This window comes from Pseudomonas sp. B34(2017) (genome assembly GCF_002112915.1).
Classification (GTDB): Bacteria; Pseudomonadota; Gammaproteobacteria; order Pseudomonadales; family Pseudomonadaceae; genus Aquipseudomonas; species Aquipseudomonas pharyngis.
The window spans coordinates 1-24,668 of record NZ_NEJA01000001.1 but is presented as its reverse complement, the minus strand read 5'-3'; the positions used below and the strand labels follow the sequence as shown (position 1 = coordinate 24,668).

Here is a 24,668-nt window from a genome sequence, read left to right as displayed (position 1 = left end):
CGAGTCCTGACCGATGAACACAGAATTTCGCAAGAACCTGCCCGGCACGCCGCTGGACTTTTTCGACGTCCGCGCGGCTGTCGATGGGATCCAGCCCGGCAGCTACGACACCCTGCCGTACACCTCTCGCGTGCTGGCGGAAAACCTCGTGCGTCGCTGCGACCCGGCCACGCTCACCGATTCCCTGAAACAACTGATCGAGCGCAAACGCGACCTCGACTTCCCGTGGTTCCCGGCCCGCGTGGTGTGCCACGACATTCTTGGCCAGACCGCACTGGTGGACCTGGCCGGCCTGCGCGACGCGATTGCCCAGCAGGGCGGCGATCCGGCGCAGGTCAACCCGGTGGTGCCGACGCAACTGATCGTCGACCACTCGCTGGCGGTGGAAGCGGGCGGCTTTGACAAGCAGGCCTTCGAGAAGAACCGCGCCATCGAAGACCGTCGAAACGAAGACCGCTTCCACTTCATCAACTGGACCAAGAAGGCGTTCAAGAACGTCGACGTGATCCCGCCGGGCAACGGCATCATGCACCAGATCAACCTGGAGAAAATGTCGCCGGTGATCCAGGTGCGCGACGGCGTGGCGTTCCCGGATACCTGCGTCGGCACTGACAGCCATACCCCGCACGTCGATGCGCTGGGCGTGATTGCCATCGGCGTCGGTGGTCTCGAAGCTGAAAGCGTGATGCTCGGCCGCGCATCGTGGATGCGCCTGCCGGAAAGCGTCGGCGTCGAATTGACCGGCAAGCTGCAACCGGGCATCACCGCCACCGACATGGTGCTGGCACTGACCGAATACCTGCGCAAACAGAAAGTGGTCGGCGCATGGCTGGAGTTCTTCGGCGAAGGTGCTTCGGCACTGACCCTCGGCGACCGCGCAACCATCTCCAACATGGCCCCGGAATACGGCGCCACGGCGGCGATGTTCTATATCGACCAGCAAACCATCGACTACCTGAAACTGACCGGTCGCGAAGACCAGCAAGTGCAACTCGTCGAGCAATATGCCAAGCAGATCGGCCTGTGGGCCGACAGCCTGAAAGGCGCGCAATACGAGCGTGGTCTGACCTTCGACCTGTCTTCGGTGGTGCGCAACATGGCCGGCCCGAGCAACCCGCATGCCCGTGTGGCGGTCTCGGATCTGGCCGCCAAAGGCATCGCCGGCCAGTGGCAGGACGTGCCGGGGCAAATGCCTGACGGCGCGGTGATCATCGCCGCCATCACCAGTTGCACCAACACCAGCAACCCGCGCAACGTGATCGCCGCCGGCCTGCTGGCGCGCAATGCCAACAAGCTCGGGCTGACCCGCAAGCCGTGGGTCAAGTCGTCGCTGGCGCCGGGCTCGAAAACCGTGGCGCTGTACCTCGATGAAGCGGGGCTGACCACGGAACTGGAGCAGCTCGGTTTCGGCGTCGTCGCGTTTGCCTGCACCACCTGCAACGGCATGTCCGGCGCGCTGGATCCGGTGATCCAGCAAGAGATCATCGACCGCGATCTGTACGCCACCGCTGTGCTGTCCGGCAACCGCAACTTCGACGGCCGGATTCACCCGTACGCCAAGCAGGCGTTCCTCGCTTCGCCGCCGCTGGTGGTGGCTTACGCGATTGCTGGCACCATCCGTTTCGACATCGAAAAAGATGTGCTGGGCGTGGTCGACGGCAAGGAAATCCGCCTTAAAGACATCTGGCCGAGCGACGAAGAAATCGACGCGGTGGTGAAATCCTCGGTCAAGCCCGAGCAGTTCCGTCAGGTCTACATCCCGATGTTCGCCATCCATGAAGACACCGGCCCGAAAGTCACGCCGCTGTACGACTGGCGCGAGATGAGCACCTACATCCGCCGTCCGCCGTACTGGGAAGGCGCGCTGGCCGGGGCGCGCCCGCTCAAGGGCATGCGCCCGCTGGCGGTGCTGCCGGACAACATCACCACCGATCACCTGTCGCCGTCGAACGCGATCATGCTCGACAGCGCCGCCGGCGAATACCTGGCGAAAATGGGCCTGCCGGAAGAGGACTTCAACTCTTACGCAACCCACCGTGGCGACCACCTGACCGCGCAGCGCGCGACGTTTGCCAACCCGAAACTGTTCAACGAAATGGTCGTGGAAAACGGCAAGGTCAAGCAGGGCTCGCTGGCCCGTGTCGAGCCGGAAGGCCAAGTGATGCGCATGTGGGAAGCCATCGAAACCTACATGGAGCGCAAGCAGCCGCTGATCATCATCGCCGGCGCCGACTACGGCCAGGGTTCGTCCCGCGACTGGGCGGCCAAAGGCGTGCGTCTGGCGGGTGTGGAAGCGATTGCCGCCGAAGGTTTCGAGCGCATTCACCGCACCAACCTGGTGGGCATGGGCGTGTTGCCGCTGGAGTTCAAACCGGGCACCGACCGCAAGACCCTGGGTATCGATGGCAGCGAAACCTACGACGTGATCGGCGAGCGCACGCCGCGTGCCGACCTGACGCTGGTGATCCATCGCAAGAACGGCGAACGCGTTGATGTGCCGGTGACCTGCCGTCTGGATACCGCTGAAGAAGTGTCGATCTACGAGGCCGGCGGCGTGTTGCAGCGCTTTGCCCAGGACTTCCTCGAAGAGTCGGCGGTTGCCGTTTAAATCAACTGATGTGGGCATGGGACTTCAAGTCCCATGTCTTCGTTAAGGAGCACCATGGCTCACGCACCGCAAATAAAAATCCCCGCCACCTACATGCGTGGTGGCACCAGCAAAGGCGTGTTTTTCAGCCTCAAGGATCTGCCCGAAGCCGCGCAGATTCCCGGCCCGGCCCGCGATGCGCTGCTGCTGCGAGTAATCGGCAGCCCCGACCCGTACGACAAGCAGATCGACGGCATGGGCGGCGCCACCTCGAGCACCAGCAAAACCGTGATCCTGTCGAAAAGCATCAAGGCCGATCACGACGTCGATTACCTGTTCGGTCAGGTGTCCATCGACAAGCCGTTCGTGGACTGGAGCGGCAACTGCGGCAACCTGTCGGCGGCGGTCGGTTCGTTCGCCATCAGCAACGGCCTGGTGGACGCCAGCCGCATTCCGCACAACGGCGTGGCGGTGGTTCGCGTGTGGCAGGCCAACATCGGTAAAACGATCATTGCCCACGTGCCGATCACCAACGGCGAAGTCCAGGAAACCGGTGATTTCGAACTCGACGGCGTGACCTTTCCGGCTGCTGAAGTCCAGGTCGAATTCATGGATCCGGCGGCGGAAGAAGAGGGCGGCGGTGGCTCGATGTTCCCCACCGGCAACTTGGTCGACGAACTGGAGGTGCCGGGCGTCGGTACCTTCAAGGCGACCATGATCAACGCGGGGATTCCGACGATCTTCGTCAACGCCGAAGACATCGGTTACACCGGCACCGAACTGCAAAGCGCGATCAACAGCGATCCGAAAGCGTTGCAGATGTTCGAGGCCATTCGTGCTTATGGCGCGCTGCGCATGGGGCTGATTTCGAATCTGGATGAGGCGGCCAAGCGACAACACACGCCGAAGGTTGCGTTTGTCGCCAAGCCTGCGGATTACGTCGCGTCCAGCGGCAAAGCCATTGGCGCCGGGGATGTGGATTTGCTGGTGCGGGCGTTGTCGATGGGCAAGCTGCACCACGCGATGATGGGGACGGCGGCGGTGGCGATTGGCACCGCAGCAGCCATCTCGGGCACTTTGGTGAATCTGGCGGCTGGTGGTGTGGAGCGGAATGCGGTGCGGTTCGGGCATCCGTCCGGGACGTTGCGTGTTGGCGCAGAAGCCAGCCTGGAAAATGGTGAGTGGGTGGTGAAGAAGGCGATCATGAGCCGTAGTGCGCGGGTTCTGATGGAAGGCTACGTCCGCGTGCCTGGCGACTCTTTCTGATCCCGACACCGAGCACATGTGGGAGCGAGCCTGCTCGTGATGACGGACTGACATTCAGGATTGATGTCGGCTGATAAACCGCAATCGCGAGCAGGCTCGCTCCCACAGTTGTCTGCATTTCAATAAGAAGAAAATTAGTCCTGAACCGAGGTCCCATCAACGAACCACTTTCAAGAGTGAATCGAACATGAGCGCCAACGTCGACCTGAACAACCGCCCCGACTACGACCGTGTCCTGCAGGACATTGCCGATTACGTCCTCAGCTACAAAATCACATCCGCCGAAGCCCTCGACACCGCCCGCAATTGCCTGATGGACACCCTGGGCTGCGGCCTGCTGGCCCTGCGCTTTCCCGAATGCACCAAACACCTTGGCCCGATGGTCGAAGGCACCGTCGTCCCATTCGGCGCGCGGGTCCCAGGCACCTCCTATCGCCTCGACCCGGTGAAAGCCGCGTGGGACATCGGCTGCATCGTGCGCTGGCTCGATTACAACGACACCTGGCTCGCCGCGGAATGGGGCCATCCGTCGGATAACCTCGGCGGGATTCTCGCGGTGGCCGATCACCTGTCGCAAAAGCGTCTGGCCAACGGTGAAGCGCCGCTGACCATGCATGATGTACTCGAAGCCATGATCATGGCCCACGAGATTCAAGGCGTGATCGCTCTGGAAAACTCCTTCAATCGTGTAGGCCTCGACCACGTCATTCTGGTGAAAGTGGCCTCGACCGCCGTGACCGCCAAACTGATGGGCGCCAACCGCGAGCAGCTGTTATCGGCGTTGTCCCATGCGTTTGCCGACGGTCAGGCATTGCGCACTTACCGCCATGCGCCGAACGCCGGTTCGCGAAAATCCTGGGCGGCGGGGGATGCGTCGAGCCGGGGCGTGCGGCTGGCGGATATCGCGATGCGCGGCGAAATGGGCATTCCCGGCGTCTTGAGTGCCAAACAGTGGGGCTTTTACGACGTTCTGTTCAGCCACACCAACAATGATCTGGCACTCAAGCCTGAAGACAAGCGCGCCTTCAGTTTTTCGCGACCGTTCGGCAGCTACGTGATGGAGAACGTGCTGTTCAAAATCAGCTTCCCCGCCGAATTCCACGCGCAAACCGCCTGCGAAGCCGCCGTGACCCTGCACCCGCAGGTGCGCAACCGTCTGCATGAGATCGACCGGATCGTCATCACCACCCACGAATCGGCGATTCGCATCATTTCCAAGGTCGGGCCGCTGGCCAATGCTGCCGACCGCGATCACTGCCTCCAGTACATGACCGCCGTGCCGCTGGCGTTCGGCAATCTGGTGGCTGAGCAGTACGAGGATGATTTCCACAAGGCTCATCCGATCATCGATGTGCTGCGCGAGAAAATGGTCATCGTCGAAGATCCGCGTTTCACCCGCGAATACCTGGAGGCCGACAAGCGCTCGATCGCCAATGCGGTGCAGGTGTTTTTCAAGGACGGTTCGAGCACGGAAAACGTGGTGGTGGAGTACCCGATCGGCCATCGCCGGCGTCGCGCCGAGGGTATTCCGTTGCTGGAGGACAAATTCCGGGCAAATCTGGCGACCCGCTTCACCGGGCAGCGCAGCGGGGAGATTCTGGTGTTGTGCAAGGATCAGGTGCGGCTTGAAGCCACGCCAGTGAACAGGTTTGTCGATTTGTTTGTGATCTGAGAGACCGCGTTATCGTTCTTCGCGGGCAAGCCACGCTCCCACAGGGTTTTGTGTCGGATGCAATTTTTGCAAACACCACGACACCTGTGGGAGCCGGGCTTGCCCGCGAAGGCGTCAGATCAGACACCGCAGAGCTATTTGAAGCGCCGCTCGACGCCTTTTTCCACAAGAATCTTCGCGGAAATCTCTTCCACCGAAAAATGCGTGGAGTTGATGTTCGGGATGTTCTCGCGGCGAAACAGGTTTTCCACTTCGCGCACTTCGAACTCGCACTGGGCGTAGCTCGAGTAACGGCTGTTGGGCTTGCGTTCGTTGCGGATCGCGGTGAGGCGGTCCGGGTCGATGGTCAGGCCGAACAGCTTGTGCTGGTGGGCGCGCAGGGCGGCCGGCAATTGCAGGCGTTCCATGTCGTCTTCGGTCAGCGGGTAGTTGGCCGCGCGGATGCCGAACTGCATCGCCATGTACAGGCACGTCGGCGTCTTACCACAACGCGACACACCCACTAGTATCAGATCGGCCTTGTCGTAATAGTGGGTGCGGGCGCCGTCATCGTTGTCGAGGGCGAAGTTCACCGCCTCGATCCGCTCCATGTAATTGGAGTTGTGACCGATGGAGTGGGATTTGCCGACGGTGTAGGAAGAATGCTCGGTCAGTTCCTGCTCGAGCGGGGCGAGGAACGTCGAGAAAATGTCGATCATGAAACCATTGGAGGTTGCGAGAATCTCACGAATGTCCTGATTGACGATGGTGTCGAAGATAATCGGCCGGAAACCGTCGGTTTCAGCGGCTTTGTTGATTTGTTGTACCATGGCCCGCGCTTTTTCAACGCTGTCGATGTACGGTCGCGTGAATTTGCTGAAGGTAATGTTTTCGAACTGCGCCAGAAGGCTTTGACCCAGGGTTTCGGCGGTGATACCGGTGCCATCGGAGATAAAGAAAGCAGATCGTTTCATTTGCACCTTGGGCCTTAAGCTAATGAGCATTTCTGGATATGATAGGCGCGATTTGTCGGCCACCATTGGCCCGCATTCTCACTTATTTTCCAGGTCCAGGCCATACAGCCGGCCAACGCTCCCCCGAGCCGCCGGTTTCTGAGCTTTTCCAACACAGTTAGTGGAGAGATCACCTTGGTAGAGTACGTAGTTTCCCTCGATAAGCTCGGCAAACACGATGTTGAGCATGTGGGGGGCAAGAACGCATCCCTGGGCGAGATGATCAGTAACCTGGCCGGTGCCGGTGTTTCGGTCCCCGGCGGCTTCGCCACCACGGCGCAAGCCTATCGCGACTTCCTGGAACTGAGCGGTCTGAACGATCAGATCCACAAGGCCCTTGATGCGCTGGACGTCGATGACGTCAATGCCCTGGCCAAGACCGGCGCCCAGATCCGCCAATGGATCATGGAAGCCGAATTCCCTGAAAAACTGAACACCGAGATCCGCACCGCGTTCGCCGCGTTGTCGGCCGGTAATCCTGACGTGGCCGTGGCCGTGCGTTCCTCCGCCACCGCCGAAGACCTGCCGGACGCTTCGTTCGCCGGTCAGCAGGAAACCTTCCTGAACATCCGTGGCGTGGAAAACGTCATCCGCGCGGCCAAGGAAGTGTTCGCTTCCCTGTTCAACGACCGTGCCATTTCCTACCGCGTGCACCAGGGCTTCGACCACAAACTGGTCGCCCTGTCCGCTGGCGTGCAGCGCATGGTGCGTTCGGAAACCGGCACCGCCGGCGTGATGTTCACCCTCGATACCGAATCCGGCTTCCGTGACGTGGTGTTCATCACCGGCGCTTACGGCCTGGGCGAAACCGTCGTACAGGGCGCGGTGAACCCGGACGAATTCTATGTCCACAAGGGCACCCTGGAAGCCGGTCGCCCGGCAATCCTGCGCCGCAACCTGGGCAGCAAGGCCATCAAGATGATCTACGGTGACGAGGCCAAGGCCGGTCGTTCCGTGAAAACCGTTGATGTCGACAAGGCCGAGCGCGCGCGTTTCTGCCTGACCGACGCTGAAGTCAGCGAGCTGGCCAAGCAGGCGATGATCATCGAGAAGCACTATGGCTGCCCGATGGACATCGAGTGGGCCAAGGACGGTGACGACGGCAAGCTGTACATCGTGCAGGCCCGTCCGGAAACCGTGAAGAGCCGCACCCAGGCCAACGTCATGGAACGTTACCTGCTGAAAGAAACCGGCACCGTGCTGGTGGAAGGTCGTGCCATCGGCCAGCGCATCGGCGCCGGCAAGGTGCGGATCATCAAGGACGTCTCCGAGATGGACAAAGTCCAGCCGGGCGACGTGCTGGTTTCCGACATGACCGACCCGGACTGGGAACCGGTCATGAAGCGCGCCAGCGCCATCGTCACCAACCGTGGCGGCCGTACCTGCCACGCGGCGATCATTGCTCGTGAGCTGGGTATTCCTGCTGTTGTCGGTTGCGGCAACGCCACTCAACTGCTGAAGGATGGCCAGGGCGTGACCGTGTCCTGTGCCGAAGGCGACACCGGTTACATCTTCGAAGGCGAACTGGGCTTCGACATCAAGAAGAACTCCGTCGACGCCATGCCGGAGCTGCCGTTCAAGATCATGATGAACGTCGGCAACCCGGACCGCGCCTTCGACTTCGCGCAGCTGCCGAACGCCGGTGTGGGCCTGGCCCGTCTGGAATTCATCATCAACCGCATGATCGGTGTACACCCGAAAGCGCTGTTGAACTACGACGGCCTGCCGCAGGACATCAAGGAAAGCGTCGACAAGCGCATCGCCGGTTACGACGATCCGGTCGGCTTCTATGTCGAGAAACTGGTTGAAGGCATCAGCACCCTGGCCGCTGCGTTCGCACCGAAGAAGGTCATCGTGCGTCTGTCGGACTTCAAGTCCAACGAATACGCCAACCTGATCGGCGGCAAACTGTACGAGCCGGAAGAAGAAAACCCGATGCTGGGTTTCCGTGGCGCTTCGCGTTACATCAGCGAATCGTTCCGTGACTGCTTCGAACTCGAGTGCCGTGCGCTGAAACGCGTGCGCAACGAGATGGGCCTGACCAACGTCGAAATCATGGTGCCGTTCGTCCGTACCCTCGGCGAAGCCAGCCAGGTGGTGGATCTGCTCGCCGAAAACGGCCTCAAGCGCGGTGAAAACGGTCTGCGCGTGATCATGATGTGCGAACTGCCATCCAACGCGATCCTGGCTGAAGAGTTCCTCGAATTCTTCGACGGTTTCTCGATCGGCTCCAACGACCTGACTCAGCTGACACTGGGTCTGGACCGTGACTCCGGGATCATCGCGCACCTGTTCGACGAGCGTAATCCGGCGGTCAAGAAGCTGTTGGCCAACGCTATTGCCGCTTGCAACAAGGCCGGCAAATACATCGGCATCTGCGGTCAGGGCCCTTCGGATCACCCGGACCTCGCCAAGTGGCTGATGGAGCAGGGCATCGAAAGCGTGTCGCTGAACCCGGACACCGTGCTGGAAACCTGGTTCTTCCTTGCAGAAGGCCAGGCGGCGGAATAAGCCGTGAATGAAGCCCCGGCCCGTTGAACCGGGTCGGGGCTTTAAGATTGAAGTAGGGCGAGCTCTTCGGATGCCGCCCTTTTTTGTGCAAGAGCATTATGCAAAGCAGCAGCAACCTATTTCCTGTCGCCCTGATCAGCGCCGAGCGACGCGGTGATCTGAGCGAAGACGTTTACCGTTTGAAACCGGGCAACAGCCCTGACTGGTCCGTGGAAATCGCGGTGACCCGGCTCGGCATGGCCGATGAGCCGGCGTCGCGCGGCGTGCCGGTGATCTTGCTGCACGGCAGTTTTTCCAATCGGCGCTTCTGGTTCTCGCCGAAGGGGCTGGGTCTGGGCGCGTATCTGACGCGTCTGGGTTTCGATGTGTGGATCCCGGAAATGCGTGGTCACGGTCTGTCCCAGCGCAACGAGGACTACCGCCGCAACCGGGTCGCCGACTATGCCCGTTACGATCTGCCGGCGATTGCCGCGTTCGTCCGTGAGCAGAGCGGGCAGATTCCGCATTGGATCGGTCACTCGCTGGGTGGCATCACGTTGGCGGCCGCGCTGGGCGGCGAATACCTCGGCGAGCCGGCGGTGGCGTCGGCGGCATTTTTCGGCACCCAGGTCAGCCGTACGTACTGGCCGCTGAAGATTCCGCCGGTGGAGTGGAGCGGGCGCTTCATTCTCAAGCGTTTTGCCCAGTTGTCCGGCTCGCGACTCAAGCGCGGCCCCGAGGACGAGCCGATCGGCCTGGCGCTGGAAAGCATGCGCTGGTACGGACTGTTCGGGCGTTTCGGCGACAAGGACAAGGATTGGTGGGCAGGTCTTGCCGACGTGCAGGTCCCGGTGCTGGCGGTAAGCGCGGCGGGGGATCATCAGGATCCGGCCTGGGCCTGCCGGAAACTGTTCGAACAGATCGGCTCCGAGCACAAGCAGTTCATCAACCTGGGCCGTGAACAGGGTTTCAACGATCAGTTCGGCCATGTCGAGATGCTGGTCAGCAAAGCGGCGCAGGCCGAGGTCTGGCCGCTGGTGGCGCGTTGGCTGGCGGATCAGCACACGCCATTGCTCGGCGAGAAGCCGGATCTGGCGGCAGCGGTGTGAGCGCGGCGCCTTTAAAAGGGCATTTCGTTCGGGTCGGCTTGCGGCTAATATATGACGCATTGAACGGTTCTGGTCATATTTAGTGACTGTTTCGCTATTACGTTTCAGCCTGTGTTCAGGTTCGTTCAGCGACCATGACATGGGCTAAGGTAAACAGCGACCGTTGGGACTCGTTTCAAAAGAGTGCGACATTCTTGCTCGTCTTCCTTGTTACAGGAGTTTTTCGATGAACCATTACCTTACGCCTGACCTGTGCGACGCCTATCCGGAGCTGGTTCAGGTGCTGGAACCGATGTTCAGCAATTTCGGCGGCCGTGATTCGTTCGGCGGCGAAATCGTGACCATCAAATGCTTCGAAGACAACTCGCTGGTCAAGGAACAAGCCGAGCTCAAGGGCAACGGCAAGGTGCTGGTGGTCGATGGTGGTGGTTCCCTGCGCTGCGCGCTGCTGGGCGACATGATCGCCGAGAAAGCCGCGAAAAACGGTTGGGAAGGGCTGGTGATCTACGGTTGCATCCGTGATGTGGACGTCATCGCCCAGACCGATCTCGGCGTTCAGGCCCTGGCCAGCCATCCGAAAAAGACTGAAAAACGCGGTCTCGGCGACCTCAACGTCCCGGTGACCTTCGCGGGTGTGACCTTCCATCCCGGCCAGTACATCTATGCGGACAACAATGGCGTGATCATCTCGCCAAGTCCGCTGAAAATGCCTGAATAAATCGCGGTAACCACAGGGGTGAGGATGTTCGAGGAAGAAAACGCGCAATGGGGGCTGGTGCATGCCCTGGTGCTGGACGGTAAAGGCGGTGCGCGTTCGATAGCCCGGACTGATCTCGACGATCTGCGGCTGCAGGCTCATGAAAGCCTGTGGCTGCACTGGGATCGCAGTCACCCGCAGACCCAGACCTGGCTGCGTAAATCCAGTGGGCTCAATGAGTTCACCTGCGACCTGCTGCTGGAAGAAAACACCCGTCCACGCCTGTTGCCGCTGCCGGATTCCGAGCTGCTGCTTTTTTTGCGCGGGGTCAATCTCAACCCCGGCGCCGAGCCGGAAGACATGGTGTCGGTGCGGATTTTCGCTTCGGCCCAGCGGGTGATTTCCCTGCGTTTGCGTCCATTGCGCGCCACTGACGAGTTACTGGCGATGCTCGCCGAGGGCAAGGGGCCGAAAACCTCGTCCGAACTGATGCTGTATCTGGCGCAATTCCTCACCAACAAGGTGCAGGATCTGGTGACTTGTCTCTCCGAAGTGGTCGATGAAGAGGAAGAAAAACTGGATGCCGACGAACGGTATACCCCCGAGCACGGCGCCATTTTGCATATCCGTCGCCGGGCCGCCGGACTGAAGCGTTTTCTGGCACCGCAGCGGGATATTTTCGGACAGCTGACGCGGATAAAGCTGCCGTGGTTCGTCGATGACGATGCCGACTACTGGAACGAATTGAACAACAGCCTGACCCGTTATCTCGAAGAGCTCGAATTGACCCGAGAGCGCGTGGGGCTGGTGCTGGAGGCCGAAGACCGGCGCTTGAGCGTGCACATGAATCGCACGATGTATCGCTTCGGGATCATCACCTGCATCTTCTTGCCGATGAGTTTTATTACCGGTCTGTTGGGCATAAACGTTGGCGGAATACCGTTCGCCAGCAGCCCTTATGGCTTCCTGATCGCCTGCCTGACGGTGCTCGCCCTGGCGTTCGGCCAGTGGTGGTTGTTCCGCCGTTTGCGCTGGGTCTGACGATGCATCATGTGACCCGACCAAATTTGCCCGCGTCTTTCACAGACATCACGAGAGGTGCGTATGCACGATCCGTTTGAACAGTCTTTGCGCGACATGCTCAACGCTTCGCCGTCCAGCCGCGACGACGATGCCTGCCTGGGTCGCGTGCTCAAAACCGCCAACCGCCAGGTTGGCGCCGGCGATCTGTTCAGCCTGCTGGGCCGCTGGCTGCCCGCGCTGATGATCGCCCTGAATAACGGCTCGGCCCATGTCGCGCCGGTCTCCCGTCTCCGTAAACCTACCGCTCGCACTGCTGATAAGGCTGATTGAATATGGAACTTGATCTCTGGACTCAGAGCCTCGTCACTGCAATGACTGCGTTGTGGACCAAAGTCGCTAACTTCATTCCTAACCTGTTCGGCGCATTGGTTGTGCTGCTTTTGGGTTTCGTCGTGGCCAAGCTGCTGGACACCTTGCTCTCCAAGTTGCTGGCCAAACTGGGGCTTGATCGCCTGATGGGCGGCACCGGCCTGACTAAATTGATGTCCCGCGCGGGGCTGCAAGTGCCGATCTCCACGTTGATCGGCAAAATCGTTTACTGGTTCGTTCTGCTGATTTTTCTGGTTTCGGCAGCAGAATCCCTTGGACTTGAGCGAGTTTCAGCTACGCTTGACATGCTCGCGCTGTATTTGCCGAAAGTGTTCGGTGCCGCGCTGGTATTGCTGGTGGGTGTCCTGCTCGCACAACTGGCCAATGGCCTGGTTCGCGGGGCGGCAGAAGGCGTAGGCCTGGACTACGCTTCAGGACTTGGGCGAATTGCCCAGGGCCTGGTGATCATCATCAGCATTTCGGTCGCAATCAGTCAGTTGGAGGTCAAGACCGACCTGCTGAACCATGTGATCGTCATCGTATTGATTACCGTTGGTCTGGCGGTTGCGCTGGCCATGGGTTTGGGAAGCCGGGAAATTGCCGGTCAGATTCTTGCGGGAATCTATGTGCGTGAGTTGTATCAGGTTGGGCAACAAGTGCGTATTGGCGAGGTCGAAGGCCAGATCGAAGAGATCGGCACGGTTAAGACCACATTGCTGACCGATGAGGGTGAGCTAGTCTCTCTCTCCAATCGGATCCTGCTGGAACAGCATGTGAGTAGCCGCTAACCCGGCAAACCCTGCTAATGTATGCCGCCGCAAAATGCCAGCTGTCGCTGGCTGCGGTGGACATTGACCTGACTGTCGGCACGACTTGTTTTGAATAAAGCCCAAACGCTATCCACGCGCTACGATCCCCGCGAGCTCTCTGATGAGGAGTTGGTCGCGCGCTCGCATACCGAGCTTTTTCACGTGACGCGCGCCTACGAAGAACTGATGCGGCGTTACCAGCGGACATTATTTAACGTGTGCGCACGATATCTTGGGAACGATCGCGACGCAGACGATGTCTGTCAGGAAGTGATGTTGAAGGTGCTGTACGGCCTGAAGAACTTCGAGGGGAAATCGAAGTTCAAGACATGGCTATACAGCATCACCTACAACGAATGCATCACACAGTATCGGAAGGAACGGCGAAAGCGTCGCTTGATGGACGCACTGAGTCTTGACCCCCTCGAGGAAGCGTCCGAAGAAAAGGCGCCGAAACCCGAGGAGAAGGGCGGACTGGATCGCTGGCTGGTGTATGTGAACCCGATCGACAGGGAAATTCTGGTGCTACGATTTGTCGCAGAGCTGGAGTTTCAGGAGATCGCAGACATCATGCACATGGGTTTGAGTGCGACAAAAATGCGTTACAAACGCGCTCTTGATAAATTGCGTGAGAAATTTGCAGGCATTGCTGAAACTTAGTTCGGCGCAAATATCTCTTACGTGTAGGCAAGTTCTGATAGACTTGCCGCCGAGTTGTCCCCCGGTTTGCGGGACTGCTTCACAATCACCAGATGGGGATTTAACGGATGAAACTGAAAAACACCTTGGGCTTGGCCATTGGTTCTTTGATTGCCGCCACTTCTTTCGGCGCTCTGGCACAAGGCCAAGGCGCAGTTGAAATCGAAGGCTTCGCAAAGAAAGAACAATTCGACAGCGCTCGTAACTTCAAGAACAACGGCAACCTGTTCGGCGGTTCGATCGGTTACTTCCTGACCGACGACGTTGAACTGCGTCTGGGCTACGACGAAGTGCACAACGTGCGTGCCGACGATGGCAAGAACGTCAAGGGCGCCAACACCGCTCTGGACGCTCTGTACCACTTCAACAACCCAGGCGACATGCTGCGTCCATACGTTTCGGCCGGTTTCTCTGACCAGAGCATCGACCAGAACGGTTCGAACGGTCGTAACCGTTCCACCTTCGCCAACCTGGGCGCTGGTGCCAAGCTGTACTTCACCGACAACTTCTACGCCCGTGCTGGCGTTGAAGCTCAGTACAACATCGACCAGGGCGACACCGAGTGGGCTCCTAGCGTCGGTATCGGTGTGAACTTCGGTGGCGGCTCCAAGCCAGCTGCTGCTCCAGTTCCAGCACCGGCTGAAGTCTGCTCCGACAGCGACAACGACGGCGTTTGCGACAACGTTGACAAGTGCCCGGACACCCCAGCCAACGTAACTGTTGACGCTGATGGCTGCCCAGCAGTTGCTGAAGTTGTTCGTGTTGAGCTGGACGTGAAGTTCGACTTCGACAAGTCGGTTGTTAAGCCAAACAGCTACGGCGACATCAAAAACCTGGCTGACTTCATGAAGCAGTACCCATCCACCACCACTACTGTTGAAGGTCACACTGACTCCGTCGGTCCTGACGCTTACAACCAGAAACTGTCCGAGCGTCGTGCAAACGCCGTTAAGCAAGTTCTGACCAACCAGTACGGTGTTGAATCGTCCCGCGTTCAGTCGATCGGCTACGGCGAATCCCGCCCAGTTGCTGACAACAAAACTGAAGCTGGCCGTGCTGTTAACCGTCGCGTAGAAGCGCAGGTTGAAGCTCAAGCTAAGTAATTAGCTGCCGCTCCGAGAAAAGCCCGGCTCAGGCCGGGCTTTTCTTTGCCTGCGATTTGGTGACGCCAGAGATTGTCAGGCCAGGCGATCAGCTACCCAGCCAATCGAGTCGACCTGGGGCGCGGCCGCTGCGACGGCGCCTATGACCAGAATCGCAGGGCTCCTGAGCTGGAAACCAAGGGCATCGTCTTCCATCGCTGTCAGATCGCTGCGGCATTCGCGTTGCTCCGGCAATGAAGCATTCTCGATCATCGCCACCGGCGTATCTGCCGCCATCCCTCCTGCCAACAGCTGTTCGCGAATCTCGCCGAGCTTCGCCACCCCCATGTAAATCACCAGCGTCGTGCCGCCCTGCGCCAAGGCCCGCCAGTTCAACTGGCTGTCGTCCTGGGTGTGGGCCGTGACCAGCGTCACGCCCCGGGCCACGCCGCGTAGCGTCAGCGGAATATCACACTGGGTCGCTCCAGCCAGTCCGGCGGTGATGCCATTGACCAGCTCCACCTCGACCCCGCGCTCGCGCAACCACTGAGCTTCCTCACCCCCACGCCCGAAAATGCACGGATCGCCGCCCTTGAGCCGCACCACGCATTTGCCCTGACGGGCATAACGCAGCATCAGCCGATGGATGAACGCCTGGGGCGTCGAGCGGCAGCCGCCGCGTTTGCCGACCGCGATAATCCGCGCAGCAGGGCAGTGCTCAAGCACCGCCTCATTGACCAGATCGTCGATCAGCACCACCTCGGCCTCGCGCAAGGCACGCACCGCTTTGAGCGTCAGCAATTCAGGATCACCAGGGCCCGCGCCCACCAGCCAGACTTTCGCGTTCATGGTGTTTTCCTCTTCAGATGACGGCGACCGGACGCACTTCGGCGGCCAGCAAGCGCTTGATTTCCGGGACGCAGGAGCCGCATTGCGTGCCGCACCCCAACTTGTTTTTCAAACCCTGCAGATCCAGACCTTCACGGATACCGGCGCAGACCGCGCTGTGGCTGACGTTCTTGCAGTTGCACAAGGTTTTGTCCGCCACAGTCTGCGCGCCGACATTGCCCGGCGGCGCAATCATCGGTGCCAGCAGCCAGCGCCGCAGTTGTTCGTCGGCGCGGCCTTCCAGCCACAGACCTTGCAACCAGTGCTGGGCGAGGGTTTCACCCGCAAGACGGATCGCGGTGATTCGTCCGTTTTCGATGCGTACCCGTTTGCCAATGGCGCGGCGAGGATCGTCATAAGCCAGTACCGGCCCCTCGATCAGAGCCAGGCACTGGTCGATTTCACGCAGCAATTGCGGTTCTGGCGCCACGACGCTGGCTGCGCGTATCAGCAGCGCAGGCCGTTCACGTCCGACAAGGCTGAGACTTGCGTAGGAAAACGCCTCGCAGAGCGGTCGAAGCGCCTCGAAATGCCGTTGAACATCGCCCTCGATCAGTGCGAACAGTTGCCATGGCAAATCCACCGGCTCCAGCCGCACGCCGCTATGCTTGAGTTCCGGCTGTTTCGACAAAGGATCGAAGGCGGGCAGGGTCAGGCTGTTCACGCCACCCTTGAGGAAGCGATCACCCCAGTGCATCGGCAGGAACGCCTGGCCCGGACGCACACTGTCATCACTGGCGACCGCCACGATCACCGCGCCCCGACGACTTTTCAGATTCACCAGCTCCCCCGGCTGCAAACGGTGCCGGCGCAACTCCTCCGGGTGCAGACTCAACACTGCTTCGCTGACATGACCGAATAACTGCGCCGCCGTGCCGGTGCGGCTCATACCGTGCCATTGATCACGCAGGCGGCCGGTGATCAGGGTCAGGGGAAAGCGCGCATCGCGTTGTTCCTTGGCGGCGCGATAGGGATCGGCAACAAACTGCGCGCGCCCATTCGCTGTAGGAAAGATCCCGTCGCCATACAGCCGGGCTGTACCTTGGCGGGCACCAGCGGGAAAGGGCCATTGCTGTGGCCCCAGTTCATCAATCAGTCCGTGGCTGATCCCGGACAAATCCAGATCGCGGCCACGAGTCAGTTGTTTGTACTCGTCAAACAGTTGCGCCGGTTGCTCGAAGGCAAACAGACCCGGTTGTTGCGGGCGCAGACGTTTCTCCAGGCGTTGTGCGAAATCAACGGTAATCGCCCAGTCCGGTCGCGCTTCACCCGGTGCGGCAATGGCTTGGCGGACGTGGGAAATCCGCCGCTCGGAGTTGGTCACCGAGCCTTCCTTCTCGCCCCAACTGGCCGCCGGCAACAGCAGATCGGCAAACGCCGCGGTTTCGGTGGTGCGAAACGCCTCCTGCAAAACCACGAACGGACAAGCCTCCAGCGCTGCACGCACGGCGTTCTGGTCCGGCATCGATTGCGCGGGGTTGGTGCAGGCAATCCACAACGCCTTGATCTTGCCGCTGCGCACCTGTTCAAACAGTTCGATGGCGCTGAGACCGGTATTTTCCGGCAGCTTATCCACACCCCAATACGCCGCCACTTCAGCGCGATGCTCCGGATTGTCGACTTCACGGTGACCGGGCAACAGATTGGAAAGGCTGCCGGTTTCCCGTCCGCCCATGGCGTTTGGCTGACCGGTCAGGGAGAAAGGTCCTGCACCCGGCCGGCCAATTTGCCCGGTGGCCAGGTGCAGATTGATCAGCGCGCTGTTCTTTGCGCTACCGGCGGTGGACTGGTTCAGGCCCATGCACCACAGCGACAGAAAGCTTGGTGATGTACCGATCCATTCGGCGCATTGCTGCAACTGCTCGACGCTGATCCCGCACAGCTGCGACACCATCGCCGACGTGTAATCACGCACCAGGCTTTTCAGCTCGGCGAGGCCTTCGGTGTGGGCTTTGATGAAGTCGCGGTCGATCCAGTCTTCCCACAACAGCAGATGCAAAATCCCATGGAACAGCGCGACATCGGTGCCCGGCAGAATCGCCAGATGCAGGTCGGCCAGATCGCAGGTGTCGGTGCGCCGTGGATCAATGACGACGACTTTCATCTGCGGGCGGCGGGATTTGGCTTCTTCGAGACGGCGAAAAAGTACCGGATGGGCGTAGGCCATGTTACTGCCGACGATCACCACGCAATCGCTCAACTCCAGGTCTTCATAGCTGCACGGTGGTGCGTCGGCGCCGAGGCTGCGCTTGTAGCCGACCACCGCCGAAGACATGCACAGCCGTGAGTTGCTGTCGATGTTGTTGGTGCCGACCAGCGCCCGCGCCAGTTTGTTGAAGGCGTAGTAATCCTCGGTCAGCAACTGCCCGGAGATATAGAACGCCACGCTGTCCGGGCCGTGTTCGGCGATGGTGTCGGCGAACACGTTGGTGGCGTGATCCAGCGCGGTGTCCCAGTCGCAACGACTGCGCGCCAGGCCTTTGCCCAGGCGCAGTTCCGGGTACAACGCCCGCGCCGCCAGATCGCCGGTCAGGTGCAGGGTCGAGCCTTTGCTGCACAGTTTGCCGAAGTTGGCCGGATGCGCCGGATCGCCGCTGACGCCGAGAATGCGCTCGCCGTCATGCTCGATCAGCACGCCGCAGCCGACTCCGCAATAACAGCAGGTCGAGGCGGTCGTCTGGCGGTTCATCAGACGGCGTCCCGCAGGGCCAATTGCACGCGGCCGTTTTCGACCCGGGCCGGGTGATGGTGCGCGCAGCCGACGTCCGGCGCCTGCGCTTCGCCGGATTGCAGGTCGATCTGCCAGTTGTGCAGCGGGCAGGCCACGCGCTTGCCGTAGATCAGGCCTTGGGACAGCGGTCCGCCCTTGTGCGGGCAGCGGTCATCGAGTGCGAAAACTTCGTCGTCGCTTGTGCGAAAGATCGCGATGTCACCTTTGGGCCCGGCGATGATCCGCGAACCGAGGGCGTTGATCTCTTCCAGGGCACAGATATCGAGCCAGTTCATGCCGGCACCTCCAGGTTTTTCACAGGGATCACGTCGAATTCTTTTTTCAGTTGCGGCTGGGCGAGGCGCTCTTTCCACGGATCCTGTTCGAACGACAGGGAGAATTGCAGGCGCTCGTTCAGGGCCTTGCGACGCTCGGGATCTTCCAGCACGGCTTTCTTGATGTGCTCCATGCCGACCCGTTGCAGGTAGTGCACGGTGCGTTCGAGGTAGAAGGCTTCTTCGCGGTACAGCTGCAGGAACGCGCCGTTGTACTCGCGCACTTCCTCGGCGGTCTTGAGCTTGACGAAGAACTCGGCGACTTCGGTCTTGATCCCGCCGTTGCCACCGATGTACATCTCCCAGCCGGAATCGACGCCGATGATGCCTACGTCCTTGATCCCCGCTTCCGAGCAGTTGCGTGGGCATCCGGAGACCGCCAGTTTCACTTTGTGCGGCGACCACATGTTGAACAGGTCGTGTTCGAGGTCGATGCCCAACTGAGTCGAGTTCTGCGTGCCGAAGCGGCAGAACTCGCTGCCGACGCAGGTTTTCACGGTGCGGATCGATTTGCCGTAGGCGTGGCCGGACGGCATGTCGAGGTCCTTCCACACACCGGGCAAGTCCTGTTTTTTGATCCCCAGCAAGTCGATGCGCTGGCCGCCGGTGACCTTGACCATTGGCACCTGGTATTTGTCCGCCACGTCGGCGATCCGCCGCAGTTCCGACGGGTTGGTCACGCCGCCCCACATCCGTGGCACCACCGAATAAGTGCCGTCCTTCTGGATGTTGGCGTGGGCCCGCTCGTTGATCAGGCGCGACTGCGGATCGTCCTTGGCTTCGCCGGGCCAGGTGGAAATCAGGTAATAGTTAAGGGCCGGGCGGCAGGTGGCGCAGCCGTTCGGGGTGCGCCAGTTGAGGTAGCTCATGGTGCCGGCGATGGTCAGCAAATGCTGTTCGCGAATGGCCTGGCGAATCTGGCCATGGTTGAGGTCGCTGCAACCGCAGATGGCTTTTTCGCTTTTCGGTTTGACGTCTGCCGCGCCGCCGACGGTGTTGATCAGGATCTGCTCGACCAGCCCGGCGCAGGAACCGCAGGAGCTCGCAGCCTTGGTGTGTTTCTTCACTTCGTCGACGCTGAACAGCCCGTGTTCCTGAATCGCCTTGACGATGGTGCCCTTGCACACGCCGTTGCAGCCGCAGACTTCGGCGTTGTCGGCCATGCTCATGGCTTTGTCCTGGCCTTGATGTCCTACGTCACCGAGGGCGTTTTCACCAAACATTAAGTGATCGCGGATCTCGCCGATGGCGTGATTCTCACGAATCTGCCGGAAATACCAACCGCCATCTGCCGTATCGCCGTACAGACAGGCGCCGACCAGCACGTCATCCTTGATCACCAGTTTTTTGTACACCCCGCCGATCGGGTCGGAGAGGGTGATGGTCTCGGTGCCTTCGCCGCCCATGAAGTCGCCGGCGGAAAACAGGTCGATGCCGGTGACCTTCAATTTGGTCGATGTCACCGAGCCCTGATAACGGGCGAAGCCCAGTTGGGCCAGGTGGTTGGCGCAGACTTTGGCCTGTTCGAACAACGGCGCCACCAGGCCGTAGGCAATGCCGCGATGGCTGGCGCATTCGCCGATGGCATAGATGCGCGGGTCGTAGGTTTGCAGGGTGTCGTTGACCAGAATCCCGCGATTGCACGGGATGCCGGCCTTTTCCGCGAGTTCGGTGTTGGGGCGGATGCCGGCGGCCATGACCACCAGATCGGCAGGAATGATGTCGCCGTTCTTGAATTGCACCGAGCCGACCCGACCATTGCCGGCGTCGTGCAGGGCCTGGGTCTGTTCGCACAGGCGAAAGTGCAGGCCACGGGATTCGAGGGCGGTTTGCAGGAGCTGGCCGCTGGTCTTGTCCAGTTGCCGCTCCAGCAGCCATTCACCGAGGTGCACCACGGTGACGTGCATGCCGCGCAGCATCAGGCCGTTGGCGGCTTCGAGGCCGAGCAGGCCGCCGCCGATCACCACGGCGTGCTTGTGGGTTTTTGCGGTGTCGATCATCGCCTGGGTGTCGGCGATGTCGCGGTAACCGATCACGCCCTGCAAGGTGTTGCCGGGGATCGGCAGGATGAACGGGGTCGAGCCGGTGGCGATCAGCAGGCGATCGTATTCGGCCTCGGTGCCGTCTTCGGCGATCACCCGGCGTTTGACCCGGTCGATCTCTACCACTTTGCGGTTGAGCAGTAACTTGATGTTGTTTTCCAGGTACCAGTCGAGGTCGTTGAGCACGATCTCTTCGAAGGTCTGCTCGCCGGCCAATACCGGCGACAGCAGGATGCGGTTGTAGTTGGTGTGCGGTTCGGCGCCGAAGACCGTGATGTCGTACAGCTCGTTGCTCAGCTTGAGCAGTTCTTCCAGGGTGCGGACCCCGGCCATGCCATTGCCGATCATCACCAGTTTGAGTTTTTTCATCAGGTTCTCCGGGAGCATCGGGCTTGCCTCTTGTGGGCAGTCAGGCCTTGCTCGACAAAAATGGCGCAAACAAAAAAGGCGTCCCGCCAGTTACCTAGCGAGGACGCCTTTGTCCTTGTCCCGTTCTCTCGGGAAGCCTGGCCTTCGTCGTTGAAGGTCGGGCTGTATGTCAGTTGAAAACGTTAATGCAGTGGTTGTGCCAAGTCGCGGCGGGCCGCGAATTCACTGGGTAACGCTGGAATTGGCCAGATTTTCGTTGTGGTTTTTGCACTGAATGGAAGCAGTACGCTCGTTAATGGAGCGCCGCATCAGCCATGAAACAACAGAAACAGCAGGACCAGATTGCCCAGCAGTGCCAGTAACGCCAGTGTCCGCCAGACCTTCAGCGGCTCCCGTTCCAGCAAGGGGCGAGGGCGTACATTCAGGCTGCGGCGCTCACCTTGTTCCAGCGTCAGCAGCCATTCCTCGGCGGTTTCATAACGTTGCAAAGGATCAGCTGCCACACCGCGCTCCAGACACTGCGCCAGCCACTCCGGCAGATCCGGGCGATAGCGACCGGCACTCACTGGCACCCCGAAACGCGGGCGCTGGAACGCTTCGATCTCGCCGTAGGGAAAATGCCCGGTGAGCAAGAAATACAGAGTCACGCCCACCGCATACAGATCCTGTTGTGCGCCGGGTGCTGCGCCTTGAAAGGCTTCCGGTGCGATGTAGCTCGGGGTTCCGGGCAAGGTCGACGGTGCGTCCTGCGACAGACCGGGGCAATACGCCAAGCCGAAATCCAGCAGGCGCAACTCGCCGTCGTCCCCCAGGTGCAGGTTCTCCGGTTTGATGTCGCGGTGCAGGATCTGCCGTCGATGCAGCAGGCCGACGGCCCGCAGCAGGCGCTCGGCCAAACCCTGCCACTGGGCCAGTGGCAGCGGGCCGCTTTGTTCGAACAACTGCGCCAGGGTGGTTCCCGAATATTCACGCATCACGTAGTACAAATGCTGACGCTGACCGGCGCTATGGACTTCAGGGAAATGCCGCCCGGCGACGCGTTTGAGAAACCATTCCTCCGCCAGCAAGGCCTGGGCATCGTCTGCCAGTTGTGCAGGCAACGTCTTCAACAGCCACGCCTGGCCCTGACCATCGAGCACGCGATACAACAACGATTGCTGGCTCCGGCTTATAACCTCTTGAACCCGCCAGCCTTCAAAGACCTGACCCGGTTTCAGCGGCGGGGGCAGCGGCCACTGCTGCAAATGAATCAGCGCATCGCCGATGCTGGCCTCGCCAACAGCATCCACCCGCACCAACAGCGCACTGGCATTGTCCTGACTGCCGGCCAGATGCGCGGCATTGACCAAGGTTTGCGCGGCACTGTGCAGATCCGGTTGATCGCGCAGAATCCCGGCGATGGCGCTATCGCCAAGCGCGGCCCACACGCCATCACTGAGCAGCACGAAACATTCGCCGTCACGCAGTTCGCCATCGAGAAAGTCCAGCACCAGATGCTGATCCAGTCCCAATGCCCGCTTGAGCACATGCTGCATGCCCGGTTGATCCCAGACGTGGTCTTCGGTGATCCGTTGCAAGGTCTCGGCGTGCCAGCGATAGACCCGGCAATCGCCTACGTGGGCCAGGGTAAACCGCCGGCCGCGCAGGACCAGCGCACTGACCGTGGTGAGCAGCGGCTGACCGCCACCATTGGCCTGCAACCAGCGGTTTTGTGCGAGCAGCAGACGATCGAGGGCCTGGGCCACGCTCCAGGTTTCCGGGGTGGCGTAGTAGTCCAGCGCCAGCGCCTGCAAGGTCGAACGCGCGGCCAGCCCGCCATCGGCGCACTGGCTGACGCCGTCGGCGATGGCGAACAGAAACCCTTTGCTGGCCGCCAGCGCCGGAGCCGGCGTGACCAGGCGCAAGGCGTCCTGGTTTTCCGCGCGGGGGCCGGTGGCGCTGGCTTCGGCAAAGCTCAGTTGCAGAGCCATTCGGGCTTCAGACCCGTGCAGCGGTCACGGCCGCCGAACCCCAAGTGGTTCTCCAGCGACGTTTGACCCCGTGCAGGCCGAACCACGCCAGCACGCCAAGGCTGGCGAACAACCACAGCGCCAGTTGATAGCTGCCGGTGCTCTGTTTGATCGCGCCCATGCCTGCCGCCAGGGCAAAGCCGCCGATGCCGCCGGCCATGCCGATCAGCCCGGTCATCACGCCGATTTCACGCCGAAAGCGCTGTGGCACCAGTTGGAATACCGCGCCATTACCCGCGCCGAGACCAAGCATGGTGCAGACGAAAAGTGCCAGCGCCGCGTAGGAACTCGGCAGGTTGAAGCCGACCGCCGCGATGCAGACTACGGCCACTGTGTACATCGCCAGCAGGGTGCGAATCCCGCCGAACCGGTCCGCCAGCGCGCCACCCAGCGGACGCATCAGGCTGCCGCCGAACACGCAGGCGGCGGTGTAGTAACCGGCGGTCACCGGGCTCAGACCGTATTGATCGTTGAAGTAGCCGGGCAGGGCGCTGGCCAGACCGATGAAGCCGCCGAAGGTGACGCTGTAGAAAAACATGAACCACCAGCTGTCACGGTCGCCCAGGGCCTTGAAGTAGTCGGCCATGGATTTGGCTTTTGGTCGCTCCGGCGCGTTTTTCGCCAGCCAGGCAAACAGCACAAGGGTCAGGATCAGCGGAATCAGGGCGAACCCGAACACATTGCTCCAGCCAAACGCCGCCGCCAGCACCGGGGCGATCAGCGCGGCGAACACGGTCCCGGAATTGCCGGCCCCGGCGATGCCCATCGCCTTGCCCTGATGCTCCGGCGGATACCACTGCGAGGCCAGCGGCAGGGCGACGGCGAATGAGGCGCCGGCCATGCCGAGGAACAGGCCGAGCAGCAGAGCCTGTTCGTAACTGTGGATGCCGAGTTTCCAGGCACCGAACAATGCGCAGATCACGATCACCTGGCCGATCAGCCCGGCAGTCTTGGGTGACAGGCGATCGGCAAGCATGCCCATCGCAAAGCGCAGCACCGCGCCGGCCAGAATCGGCGTGGCCACCACGAGGCCGCGCTGTTGAGTGGTCAGGTGCAGGTCGCCAGCAATCTGCACCGCCAGCGGGCCGAGCAGGTACCAGACCATGAAGCTCAGGTCGAAATACAGGAAGGCTGCGAACAGGGTCGGGGTGTGGCCGGATTTCCAGAAGCTTTTATTCATCGCGCACCTCAGCTGTTAAGAATCTCGAGAAGGAGTCACAAGCCAGCAAGTGGAGCGCCGCCACGGCCGCACCACCGGCCCCGGGCTGTGGGGCCAAAACGCAAAAACGCCGCTACCCGGATCGCCAAAAGGGGCGAAGAGGGTGAGCGACGTCTTTGTCGTAGGTGGGGCAACCGCCGTTGGTTACCTGTAGGGATTACATAGCGAGATTTGTGCCAAGTCAAAATCAAAAGCCCCTCACTGTAGAGACCGGTACATCCTTTACACATTAGACCGGGGACATCGTTTACACCTTTTACAGGCTTGATACGCGGTTGGCACCGCGCTCAAGCCTGCCTAA

At 60.8% G+C, this 24,668-nt stretch carries 18 protein-coding genes; 11 read left to right on the top strand and 7 right to left on the bottom strand.

The window, feature by feature from the left end; translation table 11 throughout:
- Window positions 1–13 precede the first annotated feature (13 nt).
- The 3 genes from acnD to prpD all read left to right on the top strand — a co-directional run bounded on the left by acnD (window position 14) and on the right by prpD (window position 5,525).
- Window positions 14–2,608 (top strand): Fe/S-dependent 2-methylisocitrate dehydratase AcnD, encoded by a 2,595-nt coding sequence (gene acnD, locus CAF80_RS00090; RefSeq protein ID WP_074687617.1) that lies wholly within the window; start codon window positions 14–16, stop codon window positions 2,606–2,608.
- Between the two features lie 54 nt (window positions 2,609–2,662).
- Window positions 2,663–3,853, top strand: coding sequence for a 2-methylaconitate cis-trans isomerase PrpF (gene prpF, locus CAF80_RS00085; protein ID WP_085666663.1), 1,191 nt, complete (start codon window positions 2,663–2,665; stop codon window positions 3,851–3,853).
- Between the two features lie 187 nt (window positions 3,854–4,040).
- Window positions 4,041–5,525 carry a 2-methylcitrate dehydratase gene (gene prpD / locus CAF80_RS00080; RefSeq protein ID WP_074687619.1) on the top strand — a complete coding sequence of 495 codons (1,485 nt, stop codon included), beginning with the start codon at window positions 4,041–4,043 and terminating at the stop codon, window positions 5,523–5,525.
- Window positions 5,526–5,659: 134 nt separating this feature from the next.
- On the opposite strand, the gene CAF80_RS00075 is transcribed toward prpD, so the two are convergent.
- Complete coding sequence (locus tag CAF80_RS00075) at window positions 5,660–6,478, bottom strand: pyruvate, water dikinase regulatory protein (protein WP_007951980.1); 819 nt, start codon at window positions 6,476–6,478, stop codon at window positions 5,660–5,662.
- A 174-nt stretch (window positions 6,479–6,652) separates the two neighbouring features.
- Here CAF80_RS00075 and ppsA point away from each other — a divergent pair, with 174 nt between their 5' ends.
- The 8 genes from ppsA (at window position 6,653) to CAF80_RS00035 (ending at window position 14,816) form a co-directional block, all read left to right on the top strand.
- Complete coding sequence (gene ppsA / locus CAF80_RS00070) at window positions 6,653–9,028, top strand: phosphoenolpyruvate synthase (protein ID WP_039769989.1); 2,376 nt, start codon at window positions 6,653–6,655, stop codon at window positions 9,026–9,028.
- 98 nt (window positions 9,029–9,126) lie between these two features.
- Window positions 9,127–10,116: an alpha/beta fold hydrolase gene (locus tag CAF80_RS00065; protein WP_011333247.1), complete on the top strand. Its 990-nt coding sequence runs from the start codon at window positions 9,127–9,129 to the stop codon at window positions 10,114–10,116.
- A 226-nt stretch (window positions 10,117–10,342) separates the two neighbouring features.
- Window positions 10,343–10,834, top strand: coding sequence for a ribonuclease E activity regulator RraA (gene rraA / locus CAF80_RS00060; RefSeq protein ID WP_011333248.1), 492 nt, complete (start codon window positions 10,343–10,345; stop codon window positions 10,832–10,834).
- A 24-nt stretch (window positions 10,835–10,858) separates the two neighbouring features.
- Window positions 10,859–11,854 (top strand): zinc transporter ZntB, encoded by a 996-nt coding sequence (locus CAF80_RS00055; protein ID WP_074687620.1) that lies wholly within the window; start codon window positions 10,859–10,861, stop codon window positions 11,852–11,854.
- Window positions 11,855–11,917: 63 nt separating this feature from the next.
- On the top strand, window positions 11,918–12,166 hold the full coding sequence (locus CAF80_RS00050; protein WP_007951986.1) for a hypothetical protein: 249 nt from the start codon (window positions 11,918–11,920) through the stop codon (window positions 12,164–12,166).
- Between the two features lie 2 nt (window positions 12,167–12,168).
- Window positions 12,169–12,993, top strand: a complete 825-nt coding sequence (locus CAF80_RS00045; protein WP_007951987.1) for a mechanosensitive ion channel domain-containing protein — start codon at window positions 12,169–12,171, stop codon at window positions 12,991–12,993.
- Between the two features lie 90 nt (window positions 12,994–13,083).
- Complete coding sequence (gene sigX / locus CAF80_RS00040) at window positions 13,084–13,674, top strand: RNA polymerase sigma factor SigX (RefSeq protein WP_011333251.1); 591 nt, start codon at window positions 13,084–13,086, stop codon at window positions 13,672–13,674.
- A 107-nt stretch (window positions 13,675–13,781) separates the two neighbouring features.
- The gene (locus CAF80_RS00035; RefSeq protein WP_011333252.1) at window positions 13,782–14,816 is read left to right on the top strand and encodes an OmpA family protein; all 1,035 of its coding nucleotides are present in this window, start codon (window positions 13,782–13,784) and stop codon (window positions 14,814–14,816) included.
- Between the two features lie 75 nt (window positions 14,817–14,891).
- Here CAF80_RS00035 and cobA read toward each other — a convergent pair whose 3' ends face one another.
- From cobA to CAF80_RS00005, 6 genes are all read right to left on the bottom strand, one after another.
- Window positions 14,892–15,644 (bottom strand): uroporphyrinogen-III C-methyltransferase, encoded by a 753-nt coding sequence (cobA, locus tag CAF80_RS00030; RefSeq protein ID WP_085666662.1) that lies wholly within the window; start codon window positions 15,642–15,644, stop codon window positions 14,892–14,894.
- A gap of 13 nt (window positions 15,645–15,657) precedes the next feature.
- Window positions 15,658–18,372, bottom strand: a complete 2,715-nt coding sequence (locus CAF80_RS00025) for a nitrate reductase (protein WP_085666661.1) — start codon at window positions 18,370–18,372, stop codon at window positions 15,658–15,660.
- Window positions 18,372–18,689, bottom strand: a complete 318-nt coding sequence (nirD, locus tag CAF80_RS00020) for a nitrite reductase small subunit NirD (RefSeq protein WP_007951992.1) — start codon at window positions 18,687–18,689, stop codon at window positions 18,372–18,374. Before nirD ends, CAF80_RS00025 begins: the two co-directional genes overlap by 1 nt.
- The gene (gene nirB, locus CAF80_RS00015; protein WP_045121673.1) at window positions 18,686–21,139 is read right to left on the bottom strand and encodes a nitrite reductase large subunit NirB; all 2,454 of its coding nucleotides are present in this window, start codon (window positions 21,137–21,139) and stop codon (window positions 18,686–18,688) included. The genes nirD and nirB overlap by 4 nt, the downstream gene beginning before the upstream one ends.
- A 308-nt stretch (window positions 21,140–21,447) precedes the next feature.
- Complete coding sequence (locus tag CAF80_RS00010) at window positions 21,448–23,109, bottom strand: bifunctional protein-serine/threonine kinase/phosphatase (protein WP_085666660.1); 1,662 nt, start codon at window positions 23,107–23,109, stop codon at window positions 21,448–21,450.
- Window positions 23,110–23,116: 7 nt separating this feature from the next.
- Window positions 23,117–24,328, bottom strand: coding sequence for a NarK/NasA family nitrate transporter (locus CAF80_RS00005; RefSeq protein WP_039770001.1), 1,212 nt, complete (start codon window positions 24,326–24,328; stop codon window positions 23,117–23,119).
- Window positions 24,329–24,668 lie beyond the last annotated feature (340 nt).

Coding starts and splice junctions, on each gene's coding strand:
- acnD (WP_074687617.1), top strand. CDS start 14: ATGAACACAGAATTTCGCAAGAACCTGCCCGGCACGCCGCTGGACTTT.
- prpF (WP_085666663.1), top strand. CDS start 2,663: ATGGCTCACGCACCGCAAATAAAAATCCCCGCCACCTACATGCGTGGT.
- prpD (WP_074687619.1), top strand. CDS start 4,041: ATGAGCGCCAACGTCGACCTGAACAACCGCCCCGACTACGACCGTGTC.
- CAF80_RS00075 (WP_007951980.1), bottom strand. CDS start 6,478: ATGAAACGATCTGCTTTCTTTATCTCCGATGGCACCGGTATCACCGCC.
- CAF80_RS00065 (WP_011333247.1), top strand. CDS start 9,127: ATGCAAAGCAGCAGCAACCTATTTCCTGTCGCCCTGATCAGCGCCGAG.
- rraA (WP_011333248.1), top strand. CDS start 10,343: ATGAACCATTACCTTACGCCTGACCTGTGCGACGCCTATCCGGAGCTG.
- CAF80_RS00055 (WP_074687620.1), top strand. CDS start 10,859: ATGTTCGAGGAAGAAAACGCGCAATGGGGGCTGGTGCATGCCCTGGTG.
- CAF80_RS00050 (WP_007951986.1), top strand. CDS start 11,918: ATGCACGATCCGTTTGAACAGTCTTTGCGCGACATGCTCAACGCTTCG.
- CAF80_RS00045 (WP_007951987.1), top strand. CDS start 12,169: ATGGAACTTGATCTCTGGACTCAGAGCCTCGTCACTGCAATGACTGCG.
- CAF80_RS00035 (WP_011333252.1), top strand. CDS start 13,782: ATGAAACTGAAAAACACCTTGGGCTTGGCCATTGGTTCTTTGATTGCC.
- cobA (WP_085666662.1), bottom strand. CDS start 15,644: ATGAACGCGAAAGTCTGGCTGGTGGGCGCGGGCCCTGGTGATCCTGAA.
- CAF80_RS00025 (WP_085666661.1), bottom strand. CDS start 18,372: ATGAACCGCCAGACGACCGCCTCGACCTGCTGTTATTGCGGAGTCGGC.
- nirD (WP_007951992.1), bottom strand. CDS start 18,689: ATGAACTGGCTCGATATCTGTGCCCTGGAAGAGATCAACGCCCTCGGT.
- nirB (WP_045121673.1), bottom strand. CDS start 21,139: ATGAAAAAACTCAAACTGGTGATGATCGGCAATGGCATGGCCGGGGTC.
- CAF80_RS00010 (WP_085666660.1), bottom strand. CDS start 23,109: ATGGCTCTGCAACTGAGCTTTGCCGAAGCCAGCGCCACCGGCCCCCGC.
- CAF80_RS00005 (WP_039770001.1), bottom strand. CDS start 24,328: ATGAATAAAAGCTTCTGGAAATCCGGCCACACCCCGACCCTGTTCGCA.